At 67.8% G+C, this 18,406-nt stretch carries 12 protein-coding genes and 1 pseudogene; 7 read left to right on the plus strand and 6 right to left on the minus strand.

Features of this window, described 5'->3' with window-relative positions:
* Nucleotides 1–35 precede the first annotated feature (35 nt).
* The 4 genes and pseudogenes from dhaK (at nucleotide 36) to RM25_RS13400 (ending at nucleotide 3,193) form a co-directional block, all read left to right on the plus strand.
* A complete protein-coding gene (gene dhaK / locus RM25_RS03740) occupies nucleotides 36–1,031 on the plus strand; it encodes a dihydroxyacetone kinase subunit DhaK (RefSeq protein ID WP_013160710.1) in 996 nt (331 codons plus the stop codon).
* On the plus strand, nucleotides 1,019–1,660 hold the full coding sequence (dhaL, locus tag RM25_RS03745) for a dihydroxyacetone kinase subunit DhaL (protein ID WP_036939456.1): 642 nt from the start codon (nucleotides 1,019–1,021) through the stop codon (nucleotides 1,658–1,660). Before dhaK ends, dhaL begins: the two co-directional genes overlap by 13 nt.
* A gap of 12 nt (nucleotides 1,661–1,672) precedes the next feature.
* A pseudogene (gene dhaM, locus RM25_RS13395) lies at nucleotides 1,673–2,083 on the plus strand (dihydroxyacetone kinase phosphoryl donor subunit DhaM); the annotation flags it as partial.
* A 126-nt stretch (nucleotides 2,084–2,209) separates the two neighbouring features.
* Nucleotides 2,210–3,193, plus strand: a complete 984-nt coding sequence (locus RM25_RS13400; RefSeq protein ID WP_311317295.1) for a phosphoenolpyruvate-utilizing N-terminal domain-containing protein — start codon at nucleotides 2,210–2,212, stop codon at nucleotides 3,191–3,193.
* On the opposite strand, the gene RM25_RS03755 is transcribed toward RM25_RS13400, so the two are convergent.
* Nucleotides 3,180–4,550: a DUF4921 family protein gene (locus RM25_RS03755; RefSeq protein ID WP_013160713.1), complete on the minus strand. Its 1,371-nt coding sequence runs from the start codon at nucleotides 4,548–4,550 to the stop codon at nucleotides 3,180–3,182. The two genes, RM25_RS13400 and RM25_RS03755, sit on opposite strands and share 14 nt — an antisense overlap.
* Nucleotides 4,551–4,606: 56 nt before the next feature.
* Between RM25_RS03755 and RM25_RS03760 the strand changes: the two genes are divergently transcribed.
* Nucleotides 4,607–6,643, plus strand: a complete 2,037-nt coding sequence (locus RM25_RS03760) for a M3 family metallopeptidase (RefSeq protein ID WP_044636075.1) — start codon at nucleotides 4,607–4,609, stop codon at nucleotides 6,641–6,643.
* Between the two features lie 120 nt (nucleotides 6,644–6,763).
* Here the strand turns inward: RM25_RS03760 and RM25_RS03765 are convergent, their stop codons facing one another.
* The gene (locus RM25_RS03765) at nucleotides 6,764–9,592 is read right to left on the minus strand and encodes an FAD-binding and (Fe-S)-binding domain-containing protein (RefSeq protein WP_080774473.1); all 2,829 of its coding nucleotides are present in this window, start codon (nucleotides 9,590–9,592) and stop codon (nucleotides 6,764–6,766) included.
* A 5-nt stretch (nucleotides 9,593–9,597) separates the two neighbouring features.
* On the minus strand, nucleotides 9,598–10,056 hold the full coding sequence (locus tag RM25_RS03770; protein WP_036939453.1) for a MarR family winged helix-turn-helix transcriptional regulator: 459 nt from the start codon (nucleotides 10,054–10,056) through the stop codon (nucleotides 9,598–9,600).
* 165 nt (nucleotides 10,057–10,221) lie between these two features.
* Here RM25_RS03770 and RM25_RS03775 point away from each other — a divergent pair, with 165 nt between their 5' ends.
* A complete protein-coding gene (locus RM25_RS03775) occupies nucleotides 10,222–12,111 on the plus strand; it encodes an AMP-dependent synthetase/ligase (protein WP_044636076.1) in 1,890 nt (629 codons plus the stop codon).
* A gap of 5 nt (nucleotides 12,112–12,116) precedes the next feature.
* Entirely contained in the window at nucleotides 12,117–12,998 is an 882-nt protein-coding gene (locus RM25_RS03780; RefSeq protein ID WP_013160718.1) for an acyl-CoA thioesterase, read from the plus strand.
* A gap of 146 nt (nucleotides 12,999–13,144) precedes the next feature.
* Here the strand turns inward: RM25_RS03780 and RM25_RS03785 are convergent, their stop codons facing one another.
* From RM25_RS03785 to pepN, 3 genes are all read right to left on the minus strand, one after another.
* A complete protein-coding gene (locus RM25_RS03785; RefSeq protein WP_013160719.1) occupies nucleotides 13,145–13,966 on the minus strand; it encodes a hydroxymethylpyrimidine/phosphomethylpyrimidine kinase in 822 nt (273 codons plus the stop codon).
* Between the two features lie 129 nt (nucleotides 13,967–14,095).
* Nucleotides 14,096–15,553, minus strand: coding sequence for an NADP-dependent phosphogluconate dehydrogenase (gndA, locus tag RM25_RS03790; RefSeq protein WP_013160720.1), 1,458 nt, complete (start codon nucleotides 15,551–15,553; stop codon nucleotides 14,096–14,098).
* A 212-nt stretch (nucleotides 15,554–15,765) separates the two neighbouring features.
* Entirely contained in the window at nucleotides 15,766–18,369 is a 2,604-nt protein-coding gene (pepN, locus tag RM25_RS03795; protein WP_044636077.1) for an aminopeptidase N, read from the minus strand.
* Nucleotides 18,370–18,406 lie beyond the last annotated feature (37 nt).

Here is an 18,406-nt window from a genome sequence, read left to right on the forward strand (position 1 = left end):
TTGTTGGGTCCCCGCAACACTGAGAGACTGGCGCCATGAAAAAGCTCATCAATGATGCCGAGCACGTGGTGGCCGACTCCCTGAGGGGAGTCGCCGCAGCGCACCCGGGAGTGCAACGCGTCGACCTGGACAACAAGATCGTCTACCGTGCCCAACCCAAGCAGGCCGGCAGGGTGGCGGTGATCTCCGGCGGCGGCTCGGGCCACGAGCCCCTGCACTCCGGCTACGTCGGGGAGGGCATGCTCGACGCCGCCTGTTGCGGCGAGGTCTTCACCTCCCCGGTACCCGATCAGATGGTGGCCGCCACCAAGCAGGTCGACAACGGTGCCGGTGTGCTGCAGATCGTCAAGAACTACACCGGCGACGTGATGAACTTCGACATGGCCTCCGAGCTGAGCCAGGCCGATGGCATCGACGTCGAGTCGGTGATCGTCAATGATGATGTGGCCGTCGAGGACTCCCTGTACACCGCCGGGCGACGTGGCGTCGGACTCACGGTGCTGCTCGAGAAGATCGCCGGCGCCGCCGCCGAGGAGGGACGCGACCTCGCATCGATCAAGCAGCTCAGCGAGAAGGTCATCGCCACCGGACGCTCCTACGGTTGCGCCCTCACGCCGTGCACGGTGCCCGCCGCCGGCAAGCCGAGCTTCGAACTTGCCGACGACGAGATGGAACTGGGCATCGGCATCCACGGCGAGCCCGGCCGCAAGCGGGTCAAGATGGGCACCGCCGCCCAGATCGCCGCAGAACTCGTGGACCCCGTGCTGGCAGACCTCGACTTCACCGGGCCGGTCATCGCCATGGTCAACGGGATGGGCGCCACGCCGCTCATCGAGCTCTACCTGATGTACGGCGAGATCGAACCCCTGTTGGCAGCCCGCGGCATCACCGTGGCGCGCAACCTGGTCGGCAACTACATCACCTCGCTGGACATGGCGGGTTGCTCCCTGACCCTGCTCAGGGCCGATGACGATCTGGTGAGATTGTGGGATGCGCCGGTGAACACGCCGGGACTGAGGTGGGGAATCTGATGGGCGACGAACGCGTGACGAAAGTGGCGGCCTGGCTGCACGACTATGCCGACACGATCACCGAGCACTCCCAGGAACTGACCGACCTCGACCGCGAGATCGGTGACGCCGACCACGGCTTCAACATGGAACGCGGCGTCAAGGCCATTGCCGCACTCGATCCGGCGCAATTCGCCGACCCCGGCGCCTACCTCAAGAAGGTCGGCATGACGCTGGTCAGCACCGTCGGTGGTGCGGCCGGGCCGCTCTACGGCACGCTCTTCCTGCGCATGGCCACCGCGCTTCCCACCGACACCGCCCTGACCACGGCCACCTTCGCGAAGGCGCTGCGGGCCGGGCTCGAGGGCGTCACCCAGCGCGGCAAGTCGGCAGTGGGTGACAAGACGATGGTTGACGCGCTGGCGCCGGCAGTCGAGCGCCTCGAAGCTGACGCCGCCGCGGGGGACAAGCTGGCCAATGCCCTGAAGCATGCCTCGACCGCCGCCCAGCAGGGACGCGATGCGACCGTTGACCTGGTGGCCCGACGCGGGCGTGCGTCGTACCTGGGGGAGCGCAGCAAGGGCCATCTCGACCCGGGAGCCGCAAGCCTCACGATGCTCATTGAATCCGCAGCACGCACGCTGAGCTGACCGGAGGCCAGGATGATCGCACTGCTCGTCGTGTCCCACAGCCGCCCGCTGGCACAGGCAGCGGTGGAGTTGGCGGTGCAGATGGTGCCGCCCGACCAGCGGCCACCCATCCGGATCGCGGCGGGCCTGGACGACGGCTCGCTGGGCACCGATGCGACAGCGGTCTCCGCCGCCCTCGAAGAGCTGGCCGGGGCCGACGGGGTGCTGGTCTTCGTCGACCTCGGATCGGCCCTGCTGAGCGCCCAGATGGCCCTCGAGTTCGTCGATCCCGACCTCGCCGCCCGCGTGGTGATCTCACCGGCACCCATGGTGGAGGGACTCGTGGCCGGCGTGGTCACCGCCGCCGGGGGAGCCCCGATCACCCGTGTCGATGCCGAGGCACGCTCGTCGCTGAACGCGAAGATCGAGCAGCTCGCCGACGAATCGCCGTCCCGGGACACGGCCCCCTCCGCGGACGGATTGCCGTCCAAGGACTCCACCCCGGCCGTCGCAGTGGGCGCCGGGGGCCCGACCCAAGCGGATGGACACCGGCTCGTCTGGGACTACACGATGACCAACGTCCACGGCCTGCACGCCCGACCCGCCGCCGCCGTGGTCTCGGCACTGAGCGGCCTTGATGCGCGGGTCGTCATCTCGAATGCCACCAGCGGTGCCGGCCCGGCCGATGCCCGCAGCGTCTCATCCCTGGCGGCCCTGCAACTGCACCAGGGCCAGGTGATGCACGTTGAGGCGTCGGGGGCGGCAGCCCCACAGGCGCGCCAAGCCCTCGACGAGCTCGCCGCCCGGCAGTTCGGTGACGCCACCAACGGCAACCCGTCCGAGGCAGGCAACACCCCCGGTCGCGCGTCGGAGGGGGAACGACCTCAGCAGGATGCCAGCCCCGCCCCCGTGGCCACCGCGGTGGTCGAGGGGCCCGTGCACATCATCGATCCCGATCCGGATGTCGCCGGCTACCGGGCCGGCAGCGCCGCCATCGAACAGGCCCGCTTCGACCAGGCGCGCCACCATGTGGCCGGCTATCTCGATGATCAGGCCAGCGGCCCCTTCGCCGCAATCTTCAACGCCCAGAAGGCACTGCTCAACGATGCGTCGCTGCGCACGGGCGTCAGCTCCGCCATCGATAAGGGAGCCAGCAGCATCGAGGCGGTCTCCGCGACGATGGCCGGACTCAGCGCCAGCTTTGACAAGCTCAGCGACCCCTATCTGCGCGAGCGTGGCCAGGACGTGCGCTCACTCGACCGCCTGCTGCGCTCGGCAATCGTGGGGGCCTCGCTGCGCTGGCCCCGGGAGGCACCAGCGGGAGTCTGGGTGTTGCCCGAACTGGACGCGCTGAGCGCCGCGACCGCCGACACCGCACGCTGCCGGGCCATCATCACCCTGCGGGGCGGTGACACCGGCCACGGGGCCATCATCGCTCGCCAACGCGGCATTGCGCTGTTGCTGGGCTATCCGGACGCGGCGCGGTTCACCGAGGGCCAGGAGATCAGGGTCGACACGGTCGCGCGTCGCGCACGCCCGGTCAACGAATCCTGATCGGCCGGTCGCGGTTCGTGTCCCGGCGCTGCAGCAGCGGGTTGTACATCAGCGAGTTGTACTGGGCCGGGCATTCGATGTCGAGCAGGATGTTGTCGGCGAGCCGCCCCTGGCGGCGCAGCGCGTGCAGGCGCGGCACCACCCGGTCGCGCAGATGCCAGGGATCAATCGTGTTGAGGTAGATCTTCGTGCCGCCCTCGAACCCGGCCAGGGTGGACACCCGCCACTTCAGGTTGATGCGCCATGGCATGGGCACGTCCATGTCGGGGGCGCGGTGGTGCCATTCCTCATTGGACGGAACATCCATCCCGGTGGCCGCGTGGCACGCATGGACCAGCGCCGACATGTCGTCGAGTTCCTTGTCGGACTGGTTCCAGGGCTCGCAGGTTGCCGACTTCGAATAGATCTCCAGGGTCGGATAGCGGTGCCCGAACCCGGCGAAGACGATCGCACTGTCGTTCTCGGCGATCACCAGGTTGTGCTGCACGGCGGTGCCCAGCAGCAGGTCGTTGTAGATATTCGGATTGCTGCGCAGCCGCTCCACCTCGCCGGCCGCCTGGGTGCCGTGCTGGTCGATCGCGACCAGTTGCTTGTGCAGGTGATCGAACGACGCCCCTGCCGGCCGCAGCCAGTTCTGGAAGACCGCCACATAGCGGGCGTAGCGATTCTGCCGGTACAGGTCGGCCAACGTGTCCACGGTGAAGCGCATGTACTCGGCATGTTCGTCGGGGGACAGGGCACCGGAGCCCGCCAGCTGCGAGCTGTCGGTGGCGCCGTCCACGAAATGGCGTCGCGCCACGATCACGTCGTGCCCGCCGGCGAAGAAGCCGATGGCGTCATCCAGCAGCTCGTCATCGGGGGTGGCCCTCACCTGGGCCGGTGCGAGCCCGGAGGCCGCCAGCTTCGTGCGGCTGATGGCCAGCAGGTGCTCCCGCCCGCCGGCGTCATTGCGGTAGGCGCGATAGCGGGCCATGGCCGCCGGGGAGGGCTTGTAGTCGTAGTTGGCCACCCAATAGGGGTAGCCGACGATCTCGAACAGGTTCGGGATGCGCCGGAACTCGGCCACCGTGTCGTGCAGGTGTTCGGGCAACACACCGGTGAGCGTCTGCCAGCCGTCAGCGCCATGCACACGGCGCGCCTTCTCGGGCGGGGTCTCGGCCATGCGGTCGGCGCAGAACGCGCAACTGTGCCCGAAATCGTCGGCGCTCAGCGCCCTGGGGTCATTCACCGGGGTCGCCAGCGGACGGTTGCCGCGGCCCGGCACGGTCCACACCTCCACCCCCGACAGCGGATTCACCTGCTTGACGGTGCCGTCTGGCATTGTTCGGATGGCTTCGGTCAGGCCCAGCGTCGGCATGGCCGACAGTCTAGACGGGGCTGTTGCTGGCCCGCCCGGGGGTGTTTGATTGAACGGTGAGTTCTTCGCTACCCCTCCAGTCCGAGTTCGAGCTTGCCGACTTCGCCGCCCTGGCGCCCGGTGACTACGAGCAGATCGTGCATGACGCAATGGCCGCCGAACTGTCCGGCCTGCGCCTTGTCTCCGACAACCCCGAGCCGGCGACCGTCGCCAACACGATCGAGGCCTGGGAACGTGCGGAGCTCGCGCTGTCACGTGCCACGGCGGCGTTCTTCACGCTGCACGATGCCGACACCAGCCCGGAGCTGGATGCCGTGGCCGAGCGCCTGTCCAGCGAGCTGGCGGCCCACCACGACGCGATCATGCTCGATGCCGGGCTCTACGACCGGGTACGCGATCTGTCGCAGGCGGTGGAGGCCGGCGCCGAGCCGGGCGACGAACAGGTCACCTGGTGGCTCCACGAGCGCCTGCGCGATTTCCGACGCTCCGGCGTCGCCCTGTCGCCGGAGGACCAGGAACGGCTGCGCGTGCTCAACGCCCGCATCGCCAGGCTTGAATCACAGTTCGGCCAGCGCGTCGTGGCCGGCCGCAACGAGGCGGCCGTGCACATCACCGATCCTGCGGAACTCGCCGGGCTGAGCGAGGAACAGCGCACCGAGGCCGAACGCGCCGCCGGCGCCCGCGACCTGGACGGCTGGCTGCTCGAGCTGGTGAACACCACCGGCCAGGACTGGTTGGCCTCCCTGTCGCACCAGGAAGTGCGGCGCCGGGTCTTCGAGGCGTCCATGTCGCGGGGTGCCACCGGCGGCAATGAGACCGGCAGCCTCGTGGTGCAGCTGGCCCGGGTGCGCGCCGACCGGGCCGCCCTGCTCGGCTACGCCAGCCACGCCGCCTATGTGGCCGATGGTGGCTGCGCGAAGACGGTGGACGCCATCCGCGGCCTGCTCGATCCCTTCTCGAAGCTGTCGGTACACCAGGCCAGCGAGGATTCGCTGCGCTTCCGCGAGATCTTCACCGACCTGGCCGTCGGCAAGGAATTCGGCCCCTGGGACTGGTCGTGGGTCGCATCGCGTGAGCGTGCCCGCGCGGAGCTCGACGACGAGGCCCTGCGTCCCTACCTGGAGTTCGAGCAGGTGCTCACCCGCGGGGTCTTCGAGGCTGCGCACCGCCTCTACGGCATCACCGTGGAGCGTCGGGAGGGACTCACCGGGTACACCCCCGATGTGCGCGTCTACGAGGTGCACGAACAGGACGGCACCGTGCTGGGGCTGCTGCTCCTGGACCCCTGGGTACGCCCGAGCAAGCAGGGTGGGGCGTGGATGACCGACCTGGTGAACGCCAACTCACTCACCGGCGCGAAGCCCGTGGTCACGCTCAACACCAACATCACCCGTCCGCGCGCCGGGCAGCCCGCCCTGCTGAGCTGGGACCAGGTGATCACCTGCTTCCACGAGTTCGGCCACTGCCTCCACGGGTTGTTCGCTGACAGCCGCTATCCGTCGCTGGCGGGCACCAATACCCCGATCGACTACGTCGAATTCCCCAGCCAGGTCAACGAGCGCTGGGCCCGCGATCCCGAACTGCTCGCCCACTATGCGCGTCATTGGCGCACCGGTGAGCCCCTGCCCTCCGATCTCGTGGGGGCCCTGGTCAACACCGATCAGGGCAATGTCGGCTTCGACGACCTGGAGCTCGTCGCGGCGATGCAGCTCGACCAGGCCTGGCACAGCTCCTCGCCCGAGCAACTGCCCACCCAACCCGGACAGGTGGATGCCTTCGAGAACGAGGCCCTCGAGGAACGCCGCGTGGCCTTCGTGCTGGTGCCGCCGCGTTACCGGACGCGCTATTTCAGCCACATCTGGACCACCGGCTACGACGGCGCCTACTACGCCTACCTGTGGGCAGAGGTCTTCGATGCCGACGCCAGCGCCTGGTTCGACGAGCACGGCGGACTCGACCGCGCAGCGGGTGAGCGCTTCCGCCGCGAGGTGTTGGCCCCCGGTGGCTCCGTCGACGTGATGGCCGACTACCGCACCTTCCGCGGTGCCGACCCCGACGTGAAGTACCTGCTGGCCCGCCACACCCGCGGCTGACTCGGCGTCGTGGCTGCGCACCCCGGCGGCGCGACGAGCGGAAACGCAGGGGATAGACAAGGGGGCCCGTGCCGTCAATGCGACGACACGGGCCCTTGTTGTTGATCGGATCTGGTCGACCTACAGGTGCGCGGCGATCAATTCACCCAGCGTCAGCGCCTGACGCTGCCGCAGGTCGTTGATCTGCTTGCGGCAGCTGAAGCCGTCGGCCAGCAGGATGGCATCGGGACCGGCGGCGTCGATGGCCGGGAGCAGATCGTGCTCCGCAACCTTGATGCTCACCTCGTAATGGCCCTTCTCCACACCGAAGTTGCCGGCCAGCCCGCAGCAACCACCCAGGGTGACCACCTTGGCGCCGGTGCGTTCCAGCAGCTTCTGGTCGGCAGCCCAACCGAGCACCGACGACTGGTGGCAGTGCGGCTGGGCGACGATCGTGTGGCCCGACAGGTCCGGGGGATTCCATCCTTCGGTCTTGCCCAGCAGTTCGGCCAGGGTGTGGGTGGCATGTGCCACCTCCGCGACGCGTTCATCGCCCTCCAACAGCTCACCGGCGTCGGAGCGCCAGACGGCCATGCAGCTGGGCTCCATGCCAACGATGGGCGTGCCGGCCTTCGCGATCGGATAGAGCACATCGAGGGCCTTGCGCAGATGGGCCTTCGCGCCATCGAGCTGGCCGGTGGTGATCCAGGTGAGTCCGCAGCAGGCATCCTGTTCGATCATCCGGGGCGCATAGCCCGCCGAGATCAGGGTGGCCACCAGTCCGAGCAGCTGGTTGCCCTCGAAGGCGTCGGAGAAGGAGTCGGCCCAGATGGCGACCGGCTTGCCCTGCGGCTCGCGACGCGCGATCTCGCGGGCGGCATCCTTGCGGGCCGAGGCGCCCTTGCGGAACTTCGGCATCGGGCGACGCTGGTCGACCCCCGCCATCGCCCGCACCACGTGGCGCAGTCCCGGCGTCTGGGTGAACAGATTGCCCAGTGCCCCCACATGCAGCTTGGTGACCAGGCGTCCCCAGGTGGGCAGGTGGCCCATGGCGTAGTGCGACATCGGGCGCAGGTGGTGCTTGAACTTCTCGTACAGCACCCGCGACTTGTAGGCGGCCATGTCAATGCCGGTGGGGCACTCCCGACGGCAGCCCTTGCAGGCCAGGCAGAAGTCCAGTGCCTCGGCCACCTCGGGGGCGCGCCAACCGCCTGTGATGAGCCGGCCGTTGATCATCTCCTGCAGCACATGGGAGCGTCCGCGCGTGGAGTCGCGCTCGTTGCCGGTGGCCTGGTAGCTCGGGCACATCACGCCGCCGGCCTTGGTCGAATTGGCCAGGCACTTGCCCACGCCGGTGCACTGGTGCACGTGGCGGGTGAACAGCGGATCGGACAGTCGCAGGGGCGCGTTGATGGTTTCGGCCACCCGCACGTCCACGTCGGTGGGGCGCGGGTCGACGATGACGCCGGGGTTGAGCAGGTTCTTCGGGTCGAACAGGTTCTTCACCTGGCCGAACAGCTTGATCATGTCGCCGGAGTACATGAGCGGCAGGAGCTCGCTGCGCGCCCGGCCGTCGCCGTGCTCACCCGACATGGAGCCGCCATGGCTGGCCACCAGCTTGCCGGCGGCGATCATGAAGTCGTGGTAGCGGTCGGTGCCACCGGGCTGGTCGAAGGGGAAGTCGATGCGACAGTGCAGGCAGCCATCGCCGAAGTGGCCGTAGGGCAGGCCGTGCAGGTTGTGCTCCTCGAGCAGCTTCTCGAAATCGGCCAGGTAGGAACCCAACTGGGCCGGCGGAACCGCCGAATCCTCCCAGCCGGCATAGGCCGGATTCTTCAGGGCGACGCCGGCCAGTCCGGCGGCATCGGAGCGGATGCCCCACAGCCGCTGGGCCTGGGCGGGATCGTCGATCACCCACCCCTCGAGGCAATCGCTCTCGCGGGTGAGGCGCTGCGCCTTGTCGGCCAACTCGGCCGGGTCATCGCCGACCATCTCCACGAACGCCCAGCCCTCGCCGCGGGGCAGCGGAGGCACCGCCGAGGGGCCCAGTCGGGTGGCCACCAGGTCCGCGAGGCGGCTGTCCATGCCCTCGACGGCGGTGGGCTTGAACTCCAGGATCTTGGGGGTGTCCGCGCCGGCATCCACCATCGTCGGATAGCCCAGGGCGACCATGATCTTGTGCGGGGCATCGGCGACCAGGCGCACGGTTGCCTGCGTCATGATGGCCAGGGTGCCTTCGGTGCCCGACAGGAACCGGGCGACATCGCGGCCGTTCTCGGGCAGCAGGTGCTCCATGGAGTAGCCCGACACCTGACGGGTGAAGCGGCCACATTCGGTGCGGATCATGCCCAGGTTCGATTCCACGATCTCATTGAGCCGGGGGAAATCATTGGACTCGCCGGGCCCGACCCTCAGCTCCTGTCCGGCACCGGTGATCACGTCCAGCGAGATCGTGTTGTCGGCGCTGCGCCCATAGCCCAGTGCGCGCGGACCGCAGGCGTTGTTGCCGATCATGCCGCCGATGGTGCAGCGGCTGCTGGTGGAGGGGTCGGGGCCGAAGCGCAGCCCGAAGGGGCGCACCGCCTGCTGCAGCACGTCCTGCACCACGCCGGGCTGGACCGTTGCCGTGCGGGCATCGGGATCGATCGACAGGATCTTGTTCAGGTGGCGGCGCATGTCGACGACGATGCCGTTGCCCACGGCATTGCCGGCACAGCTGGTGCCTGCGCCACGGCCGGTGATGGGCAGGCCCACCGCCAGGGCGGCCTGCACCACATGGCGCAGCTGGTCGGTGTCGGCCGGGGTCGCCACGACCGTCGGCACCACGCGGTAGACCGACGCGTCGGTCGAATAGAGGGCCCGGGTCAGTGTGGAGGTGTCAAGGCAGTCATCACTGCCCAACTCACGGCGCAGCGCGTCGACGCGGTCAGACAGCTCGTTAACGGGGATGGACTGGACTGATGCACTCACGCGCCTCAGTCTGCCACTTCGAGCACCGCCCCCATGACGCGTCCGAGCGCCCGCAGATCGTCGGGCGTGGCCACGTCGATGAGGATGTCGCGCACCGAACGCACGTGCGTGGGGGCCGCCTCGACGAGCAGCGCCATGCCCTCGTCGGTGAGGCTGGCGACTACGCCACGGCGGTCGTCATTGGCACGTTCGCGGCGCAGCAGGCCCTGATTCTCCATCCGCTTGGCGGTGTGGGTGAGGCGTGAGCGCGACTGGTAGACGCGTTGCGCCAGGTCGGACATGCGCAGACTGTGGTTGTCGGACTCCGACAGGGTCACGAGGATCTCGTACTCATTCAGGTCGAGGCCGAATTCTGCGAGCGCGAGGTTCAGGTGGCTGTCGATGCGTGCGACACCGGCCAGGCAGCTGCGCCAGATCCGCTGCTGGTCGGCGGTGAGCCATGGGGGGTTGGTGGCACCGGACATGGGAGCAGTCTAAGGGAGCCCGGCGGGGATCGTGGCCGTATCGTCGCGCGTTCACGCAGGGGTGAGCCAGTGACCACGAGCGGCGCGGGCCACGTCGGCACTGGTGCGGCTCCCCTGATGCGCCGATAGGATCAAGGGGTCTGTCGGGCCTCGAAAGGTGAAGTGATGAACAGCGTTCGCGAGGAGATCCTCAGCGCCTGCCCACCCAGCTATCCGGCTTCCTTCCGTGCACGGGTGGCCCGGGCCCCCCATGCGGTGGCCTACCGGGTGCCGCAGCACCAGGAGCCGGAGGTCTGGAAGGACCTCACCTGGTCGCAGGTTGCCGACGAGGTCGACCAGATCGCCGCAGGCTTCATTGCGCTGGGCGTACAGCCCGAGCAGCGGGTGGCGATCGCCGCGATGACCAGGATCGAATGGGTGCTGGCCGACCTGGGCATCGCCTGCGCCGCCGCGGCCACGACGACCGTCTACCCGAACAGCCAGCCCGATGACGAGCTGTTCATCCTGCAGGACTCCGAATCGGTCATCGTGGTGGCCGAGAACTGGAAGCAACTCCAGAAGGTGGTTGACCAGTCAGAGCTCAATGCGCAGGTACACCACATCGTGCTGTTTGACGATGATCGCCCCATCGACCGGGCCGACGCCGGCGGCGATCGGGTGGTCACCTGGGATGCGCTCCACGCGCTCGGCCGTGACTACCTGGCGGCCCATCCCACGGCGCTCGACGAGCGGCTCGATCTCATGGAACCCGAGACCCTGGCCACCCTGGTGTACACCTCGGGCACGACAGGTCGGCCCAAGGGCGTCCGCATCCCGCACAGGGCGTGGACCTATCAGGGCGAGGCCATGCACCACATGTGGCGCGGCATCATCGACGACCGCGACGTGGTCTACCTGTGGCTGCCCCTGTCTCATGTCTATGGACGCGACCTGCTGGCCGCCCAGATGGCCATCGGCTTCATCATGCCGGTGGACGGGCGCATCGACCGCATCGTGGAGGGGATGGGGGAGACCCATCCCACGATCATGGTCGGAGTGCCGCGCATCTACGAGAAGATCCGGTCGGCGGTGATCACCCAGAGCCCGGCGAACGGCATCCAGGGTCGCATTGCGCGCTGGGCCTTCGCGGTGGGCCGCGAATCGCGTCCCTACCGGTTGGCCGGCAAGCACCTGCCCTGGCCCGCGCGGCTGCGTTACGCCGTGGCCGACAGACTGGTGTTCAGCAAGCTGCGCGACACCCTGGGCGGATCGATCCGCTTCATGATCTCGGGATCCGCCAAGTTGTCCACCCAGGTGCAGACCTGGTTCTACTCGGCCGGCCTGCTGGTGCTCGAGGGCTATGGGCTCACCGAGACCGCGGCCATCGCGGCGGTGAACCTGCCCGACAAGCCGAAGTTCGGCACGGTCGGCCCGGTCACGCCCGGCATCGACGCCCAGATCGCCGCCGACGGCGAGTTGCTGCTCAGCGGCCCCATCGTGGCGGATGGTTACTATCACCTGCCGAAGGAAACCGCCGAGGCCTTCGAGGATGGTTGGTTCCACACCGGCGATATCGGCCACTTCGATGAGGACGGCTATCTGACGATCACCGATCGCAAGAAGGACCTCATGAAGACCTCCAACGGCAAGTACGTCGCGCCGCAGAAGGTGGAGGCGGCCCTGCTGGCCAATGTGCCCTACATCTCGCAGACCGTCGCGGTGGCCGACGGTCATCCCTATGTGATCGCCCTGGTGACGATGGATCACGACCAGCTGATGCGCTGGGGCAAGAACCATGGCCATCCCAACGATGACTATGCGACGCTGAGCCAGCTTCCCGAGATCCGCGAGTCGATCGACAAGTTCGTGCGCAAGGCGAATGAGCGGCTCCACCGTTGGGAGACCGTCAAGCGCTATGCGATCCTCGACCACGAGTTCGCTCAGGACACCGGCGAGCTGACGCCGAGCATGAAGGTGAAGCGTCCGGTGGTGCTGGCGCGCTACGAGAAGACGATCGACGACCTGTACGAGCAGACCACGGTGTCCGACCTGACGCCCTTCACCGGCGGTAAGTAGCGTCCATGGCCTCCTTCCACGCCACGATCCCGCTGCGCTGGTCCGACCTGGATCCGCAGGGCCATGTGAACAATGTGGTCGTGCTCGACCTGGCGCAGGAGGCCCGGGCGCGCTTCATGGCCGGCGGCTCGCATCCCGAGCTGCTGCTGCACGGCAGCGTGGTGGTCAAGCAGCGCTCGGAGTTCCTGCGGCCGATGATGCTGGACGGCGGTCCGGTTGAGGTCGAATTGAGCACCACCAGCATCGGTGCCGCCCGGTTCATCATGAGCTACCGGATGGTGCAGCGCGGCGAATTGTGCGTGCGGGCGGCCACCTCCATGTGCCCCTTCGACTTCCCGCACCAGCGGGTGCGCAAGCTCACCGCCGGCGAGCGGGACGCCCTGGCCACCATCTCGGCCCCCGATGAGCCCTGGAGCCCACTGCCCGCGATGAGGCTCGACGAGCATGCCGTGGAGACGGCGTTCCAACCGCGGTGGAGCGACCAGGACCGCTACGGGCACGTCAACAATGTGCGCACGCTCGACTGGCTGCAGGAGGCACGCGTCGAGGCCACGACGGCAATGGCCCCCCAGATGGCCCGGGCGGGCATGGTCGATGCGGCCCAGCGGCTGCCGGGCAGTTGGGTGGTCGCGCGCCAGGACACCGAATACCGCCATCAGCTGCGGTGGCAGTCCTCGCCCTATCTCATGCGGACCGGGGTGCTGCGCGTGGGGGCGAGCTCGACGACCTTGGGCTGCGCCATCATCGATCCCGACGACCGCACCGCCCATGTGCGGGCCCGCACCGTGCTGGTGCATGCCGGGGCGAACGGACGCCCCGAGCCCCTACCTGCGGACGTGCGCGAGCAGCTGAGGTCATATCTGCCGACCCCGGGGGACGGCGCCTAGGTCGAACGCCGGACCGTGCACAGGGGCAGGGTCCCAGCCCGTCGGCCGCGTGCCCCGGGCCCTGTTCGACACGATCGTGAGTCGGGAAGGGCGGGCAACCACCACATGGTGATTGCCCGCCCTTGCCTGTTGTCAGTTGCCAGTGGTCAGTTGGTGGCCAGCGCCGGCTCGCGGTAGTAGCCCTGGAACACGCAATCGAACGGCGCATTGCCGTGCATGCGGTGTTCGATGGACGACACGACCACCTGCTTGGCCGTGCGGGCGGCATCCAGCGGGGTGGCACCCTTGGCGATCTCGGCGGTCACGGCGGCGGCGAGTGTGCAGCCGGCCCCGGAAACCCTCTCCTCGCCGATCGCGGGCACCTCGAGCACCTCGAGCGTGGAGCCGTCATAGAACACGTCCAGCGCGGTGCCGGTGTCAAACAAGGTGCCGGCCTTGGCCAGCACATTCGGTACGCCCTGGTCGTGGATGCGCTTGGCAGCATCCTTCAGCTGCGAGACATTGGTGATCTCGTCCATGCCCGACAGGATCTGGGTCTCGAACAGGTTGGGCGTCGTCATCGTCGCGAAGGGCATGACCTGGGCGCGCAGCGCATTGTCGGTGTCGAGCGCGGCGCCGGCCTCCTGGCCCTTGCAGATGAGTACGGGGTCGACGATCACCTGGTCGAAGTCATATTCCTTGAGCGCCTCGGCCACCACGTTGATCGTCGTGGGGGTGCCCAGCATGCCGATCTTCACGGCGTCGATGTGCCCGTGCACGGCCACGGCGGCCTCGATCTGGTCATGGATCACCTGGGGGTCCACCGGCACGAAGCGGTGTCCCCAGTCGTTGTTCGGATCGAACGAGACGATACAGGTCAGCGAGGTGGCGCCGAAGACGCCGAGCTGCTCGAAGGTCTTGATGTCAGTCTGGGCGCCGGCTCCGCCGGAGGCCTCGGACCCTGCAATGGCGAGTGCAATCTTGGTCACACAGCAAGTTGTACCCGATGGGTGGAAATCATGCCGTGCATCTCGCCGACCGGATGAGGTGATCGCCCACCCGCCGCAGGGGGTGTGGTGGCGGGTGGGCGATCCCGGAATGCTCGGTCGACTGGGTGCTCAGTCGATGCGGGTCTCGCTGTGGTCACCGGTCCATTCGATGTGGAAGTGGCCGTGGTCGTCAACGCGCTCGTAGGTGTGTGAGCCGAAGTAATCGCGCATCGCCTGGGTCAGGGCGGCATTGACGCGGGGGGCACGTGCCATGTCGTAGTAGGCCAGCGTCGCGCTGAACACCGGGGCCGGCACACCCGACTCGGCCGCCTTGCTCACCACCCGGCGCCATGCCGACTGGTTCGCCTCCATCTCCGCGGACACCGAGGATGCGGCCATCAACGACACCAGGTCGGGATCGTCGGTGTAGGCCTGGCGGATGCGCTCCAGCAGCTTCGCCCGGATGATGCAGCCGGCCCGCCAGATCTTGGCGGCCTCGGCCACGTTGATGTTCCAGTCGTATTCCTGCCCGCCGGTGCGGATCTCGTCGAAGCCCTGCGCATAGCTGACCACCTTGGAGCACCACAGGGCCTTGCGGACGTCCTCGATGAAGGCGGTGCGATCATCCACCGACACGGTTCCGTCGGGGCCGGCCAGGTACTTGCGCGCGGCGGCACGCAGGTCGTCGTGACTTGATTCGGCGCGTGCGAACACCGCCTCGGCGATCCCATTGGTGGGCACGCCCAGCTCGAGGGCCGTCTGCACGGTCCAGGTGCCGGTTCCCTTCATCTGGGCGCGGTCCTTGATCACGTCGATCAGGTCGGCACCGGTGCGGGGATCCTTCTGGCGCAGCACGATGGAGGTGATCTCGATCAGATAGCTGTCCAGGTCGCCCTTGTTCCATTCGGCGAACACGTCGGCGCACTCCGCATTGGTCAGGCCGACGCCGCGCAGCAGCTCGTAGGCCTCGCCGATCACCTGCATGTCGGAGTATTCGATGCCGTTGTGGATCATCTTCACGAAGTGCCCGGCCCCATTGGGGCCCATCCAGGCGCAACACGGATCACCGTGGTAGTGGGCCGAGATCGTCTCGAGCATCGGGCCGAGGATCTTGTAGCTCTCGGGGCTTCCGCCGGGCATGATCGACGGGCCCTCCAGGGCGCCGGTCTCACCGCCCGAGATGCCGGCTCCCACGAAGTGGAAGCCCTTGGCGGCGATGGCCTTCTCGCGACGGATCGTGTCGCCGAAATAGGAGTTGCCGCCGTCCATGATGATGTCGCCGGGCGACAGCAGTGGCAGCAGCTCATCGATCGTTGCGTCAGTCGGTGCGCCGGCCTTCACCATGAGGATGATCGAGCGGGGCGTGGCGATCGAGTTCACGAAGTCCTCGATCTTCTCGCTGGGAATGAACGAGCCCTCGTTGCCGTGCTCGGCGATGAGCTTCTGCGTGCGCGCGTAGGTGCGGTTGAACACCGCCACCGTGTAGTCGTGGTGGGCCAGGTTGCGGGCGAGGTTGGAACCCATCACCGCCATCCCGACGACGCCGATGTTGGCCTTGGTCTGACTGCTGGGGGCTGTCTGCGTCATCCGTTATCTCCTCGACGAGTGCATGGTCGCATGGGCGGAGGGTGATCTCTCCGCGTCCAATCCATCATGCCATCGCCCGAGGTGATTGGTCCCTGCGTGCATCGTGCTGAAAGCGATCGCCCCGGGGAGTTCCCCGGGGCGATCGCTTTCAGCGTCGTGACGCTTCCGCTTCGTGGCAGTCGTGTTCGTGACAGTCGTGCGGTGGTGGGCGATCAGCCCAGCTGGCTGGCCGCGAACTCCTGGGCGGCGATGGCCCGCAGGCTGGCGTCGCGGCGTTCGGTGATCACATGGCGCACCGATTCCGACAGCTCACTGGATTCGACCCACTTGTCGACGCGTTCGATGAAGGCGCGGTCGGCGAGCGGCGAGGGCCACAGGTAGGTGAGCACGGCCTGGCTGGCCGCATGGCCCTGGGTTGCCCAGATGCCCTGTTGGGCCGAGATCAGTTCGCAGACCTGCAGGTAGCGGTCAACATAGGGGGCCAGCAGTTCCTCCTGGCCGTACTGGACGAAGGCCGCGCAGATCCGCAGGTGCGTGGCATTGGGCACCTTCGGGTCCTCGGTGGCCAGGGCCCAGGCCCGGGCCTTCTCCTCGGCATTGTTCAGTGCGGCGCGCGCCCCGGCAGCCCGCTCGGAGCCCGAGATGGTCTTGTCGAGCTGTTCCTCGGCGGCAATCGCGTCGTCATCGACGGCGCCCATGCGGGCCAGGGAGCTGAGAATCGCCCAGCGGCGGTCTTGGTCGATCTCCAGGCCCACCGGCACCTCCTCATTGCTCAGCCAGCCACGGATCAGCGTGATTCCCTCGGGGGAGTCAACCGATCCGATGAGTGCGTCGGTGAACGCCAGCTGGTGCTGCGAGCCGGGTTCGGCCTTCTCGAGCTCGGCGGCGATGCCCGCCACCAGGGCGCGGTTGGCCTCCTCACGGTGGGCCGGCGGGGTGTAGGCCTTCGAGGCTCCCAGTGCGTTGCGCAGCTGGGTGCGCACGGCCGTCATGTCGGTCTCCGACCCGATGCCGCGGGTGACCGTCGAGATGTACTCGTCGGTGGTCAGCTCGGCATCGCGGTTCATGTCCCACACGCAGGTCCACACCACGGCCCGGGCCAGCGGATCGGCCAGCTCGGTGATGTGCTCGATCGCGGCGTCCAGGGACTGCTTGTCGAGGCGGACCTTGGCGTAGCTGAGGTCCTGGTCGTTGAGCAGCACCAGGGCGGGACGGGGCTGGCCCACCAGGGCGTCGACCGACGTGCGCTCACCGCTCACATCGAGTTCGAGGGACGTGGTGCGCACGAGTTGCCCGTCGCGCAGCTCATAGCAACCGACCCCGATGTGGTGGGTGCGCAGCGTCGGATGCTCCACCGGAGCGGTCTGGATGATGTCGAAGCGGGTGAAGGCCCCCGAGTCGTCCACCTCGACCTGCGCGCGCAGGGTGTTGACGCCGCTGGTCTTCAGCCATTGCTCGGCGAAGCCGTCAAGGTCCTTGCCGGACGCCTTCTGCAGCGCACCCAACAGGTCGGAGAACTCGGCGTTCGCGTAGGCATGTTCGGTGAGGTACTCGCGCACGCCGGCGAGGAAGTTCTGTTCGCCCACGTAGGCGACCAACTGCTTCAGCACCGAGGCGCCCTTGGCATAGGTGATGCCGTCGAAGCTCTGGTCAACCGTCTCCAGGTCAACCATGTCGGCCGCGATCGGATGGGTCGTGGGCATCTGGTCCTGCACATAGGCCCAGCCCTCACGGGCATTGGCGAAGCTGACCCACGGGTCGATTCCGCCGAAGCGGTCGACGATCCGCTTCTGGGCGAAGTGGCTGCACCATTCGGCGAAGCTCTCATTGAGCCACAGGTCGTCCCACCAGCGCATGGTCACCAGGTCGCCGAACCACATGTGCGCCAGCTCATGGAGGATGGTGTTGTCGCGCTGCTCGTAGTCGGCCGAGGTCACCTTCGAGCGGTAGAGGTACTCGTCGCGGATCGTCACCGCGCCGGCATTCTCCATGGCGCCGGCGTTGTACTCGGGCACGAACAGCTGGTCGTACTTCGCGAAGGGATAGGGGCGCCCGAAGGCCTCCTCATAGACCTCGAAGCCCCGCTGGGTGGTGGTGCGGATGCGGTCGGCGTCCAGGTACTGGGCCACCGACTGGCGGCAGACGATGTTCGCGCCGAGCTCGCCCTTCGTGGACGTGATCGTGCCCTGGTTCACGAAGTACTCACCGGCGATCAGTGCGGTGATGTAGGTGGAGATGGGGGCGGTCGCCTCGAAGTCCCAGCGCTGGAAGGCCGGGGCGTCCGTGGCGGTCGCGGGCGGGGTCGGTGAGTTCGACACCACCGTCCAGGCGCTCGGTGCGATGACGCTCAGCTGGAAGCTTGCCTTCAGGTCGGGCTGCTCGAAGCAGGCGTACATGCGCCGTGCGTCAGCGGTCTCGAACTGCGTGTAGAGGTAGACCCGCTGGTCGGCGGGATCGACGAAGCGGTGCAGGCCCTCGCCGGTGTGGGAATAGCGGCACAGTGCATTGATGCGCAGCTCATGCTCGCCGGCCTCGGCGCTGAAGGGCAGGCGCACCCCGGTAAAGGTCGAGGCATCAAGGCGGGTCCCGTCCAGCTCCGCCGAGACGACGGAATCGGCGATGAGGTCGATCCAGGTGTCGCCACCGCTGGTGGAGAAGTTCACGATGCTGGTCGACACGAAGGTTTCATCGGGTTCGGCCAGGGCCCTGCCGAATCCATCGCCGCCCGTGAGGTCGACACTGACCCGGTACGACGTGACCGACAGCATCGCCGACCGTGCGTGAGTCTCGTCACGGGTGAGGTTGGCAGGGTTCATCGTGAGGCTCCAAACTATTTCCGACGTGATGCCGTGC

This window comes from Propionibacterium freudenreichii subsp. freudenreichii (assembly GCF_000940845.1).
Lineage (GTDB): Bacteria > Actinomycetota > Actinomycetes > Propionibacteriales > Propionibacteriaceae > Propionibacterium > Propionibacterium freudenreichii.

Coding starts and splice junctions, on each gene's coding strand:
- RM25_RS03770 (WP_036939453.1), bottom strand. CDS start 10,056: ATGTCCGGTGCCACCAACCCCCCATGGCTCACCGCCGACCAGCAGCGG.
- RM25_RS13400 (WP_311317295.1), top strand. CDS start 2,210: ATGACCAACGTCCACGGCCTGCACGCCCGACCCGCCGCCGCCGTGGTC.
- dhaK (WP_013160710.1), top strand. CDS start 36: ATGAAAAAGCTCATCAATGATGCCGAGCACGTGGTGGCCGACTCCCTG.
- RM25_RS03780 (WP_013160718.1), top strand. CDS start 12,117: ATGGCCTCCTTCCACGCCACGATCCCGCTGCGCTGGTCCGACCTGGAT.
- RM25_RS03775 (WP_044636076.1), top strand. CDS start 10,222: ATGAACAGCGTTCGCGAGGAGATCCTCAGCGCCTGCCCACCCAGCTAT.
- pepN (WP_044636077.1), bottom strand. CDS start 18,369: ATGAACCCTGCCAACCTCACCCGTGACGAGACTCACGCACGGTCGGCG.
- gndA (WP_013160720.1), bottom strand. CDS start 15,553: ATGACGCAGACAGCCCCCAGCAGTCAGACCAAGGCCAACATCGGCGTC.
- RM25_RS03755 (WP_013160713.1), bottom strand. CDS start 4,550: ATGCCGACGCTGGGCCTGACCGAAGCCATCCGAACAATGCCAGACGGC.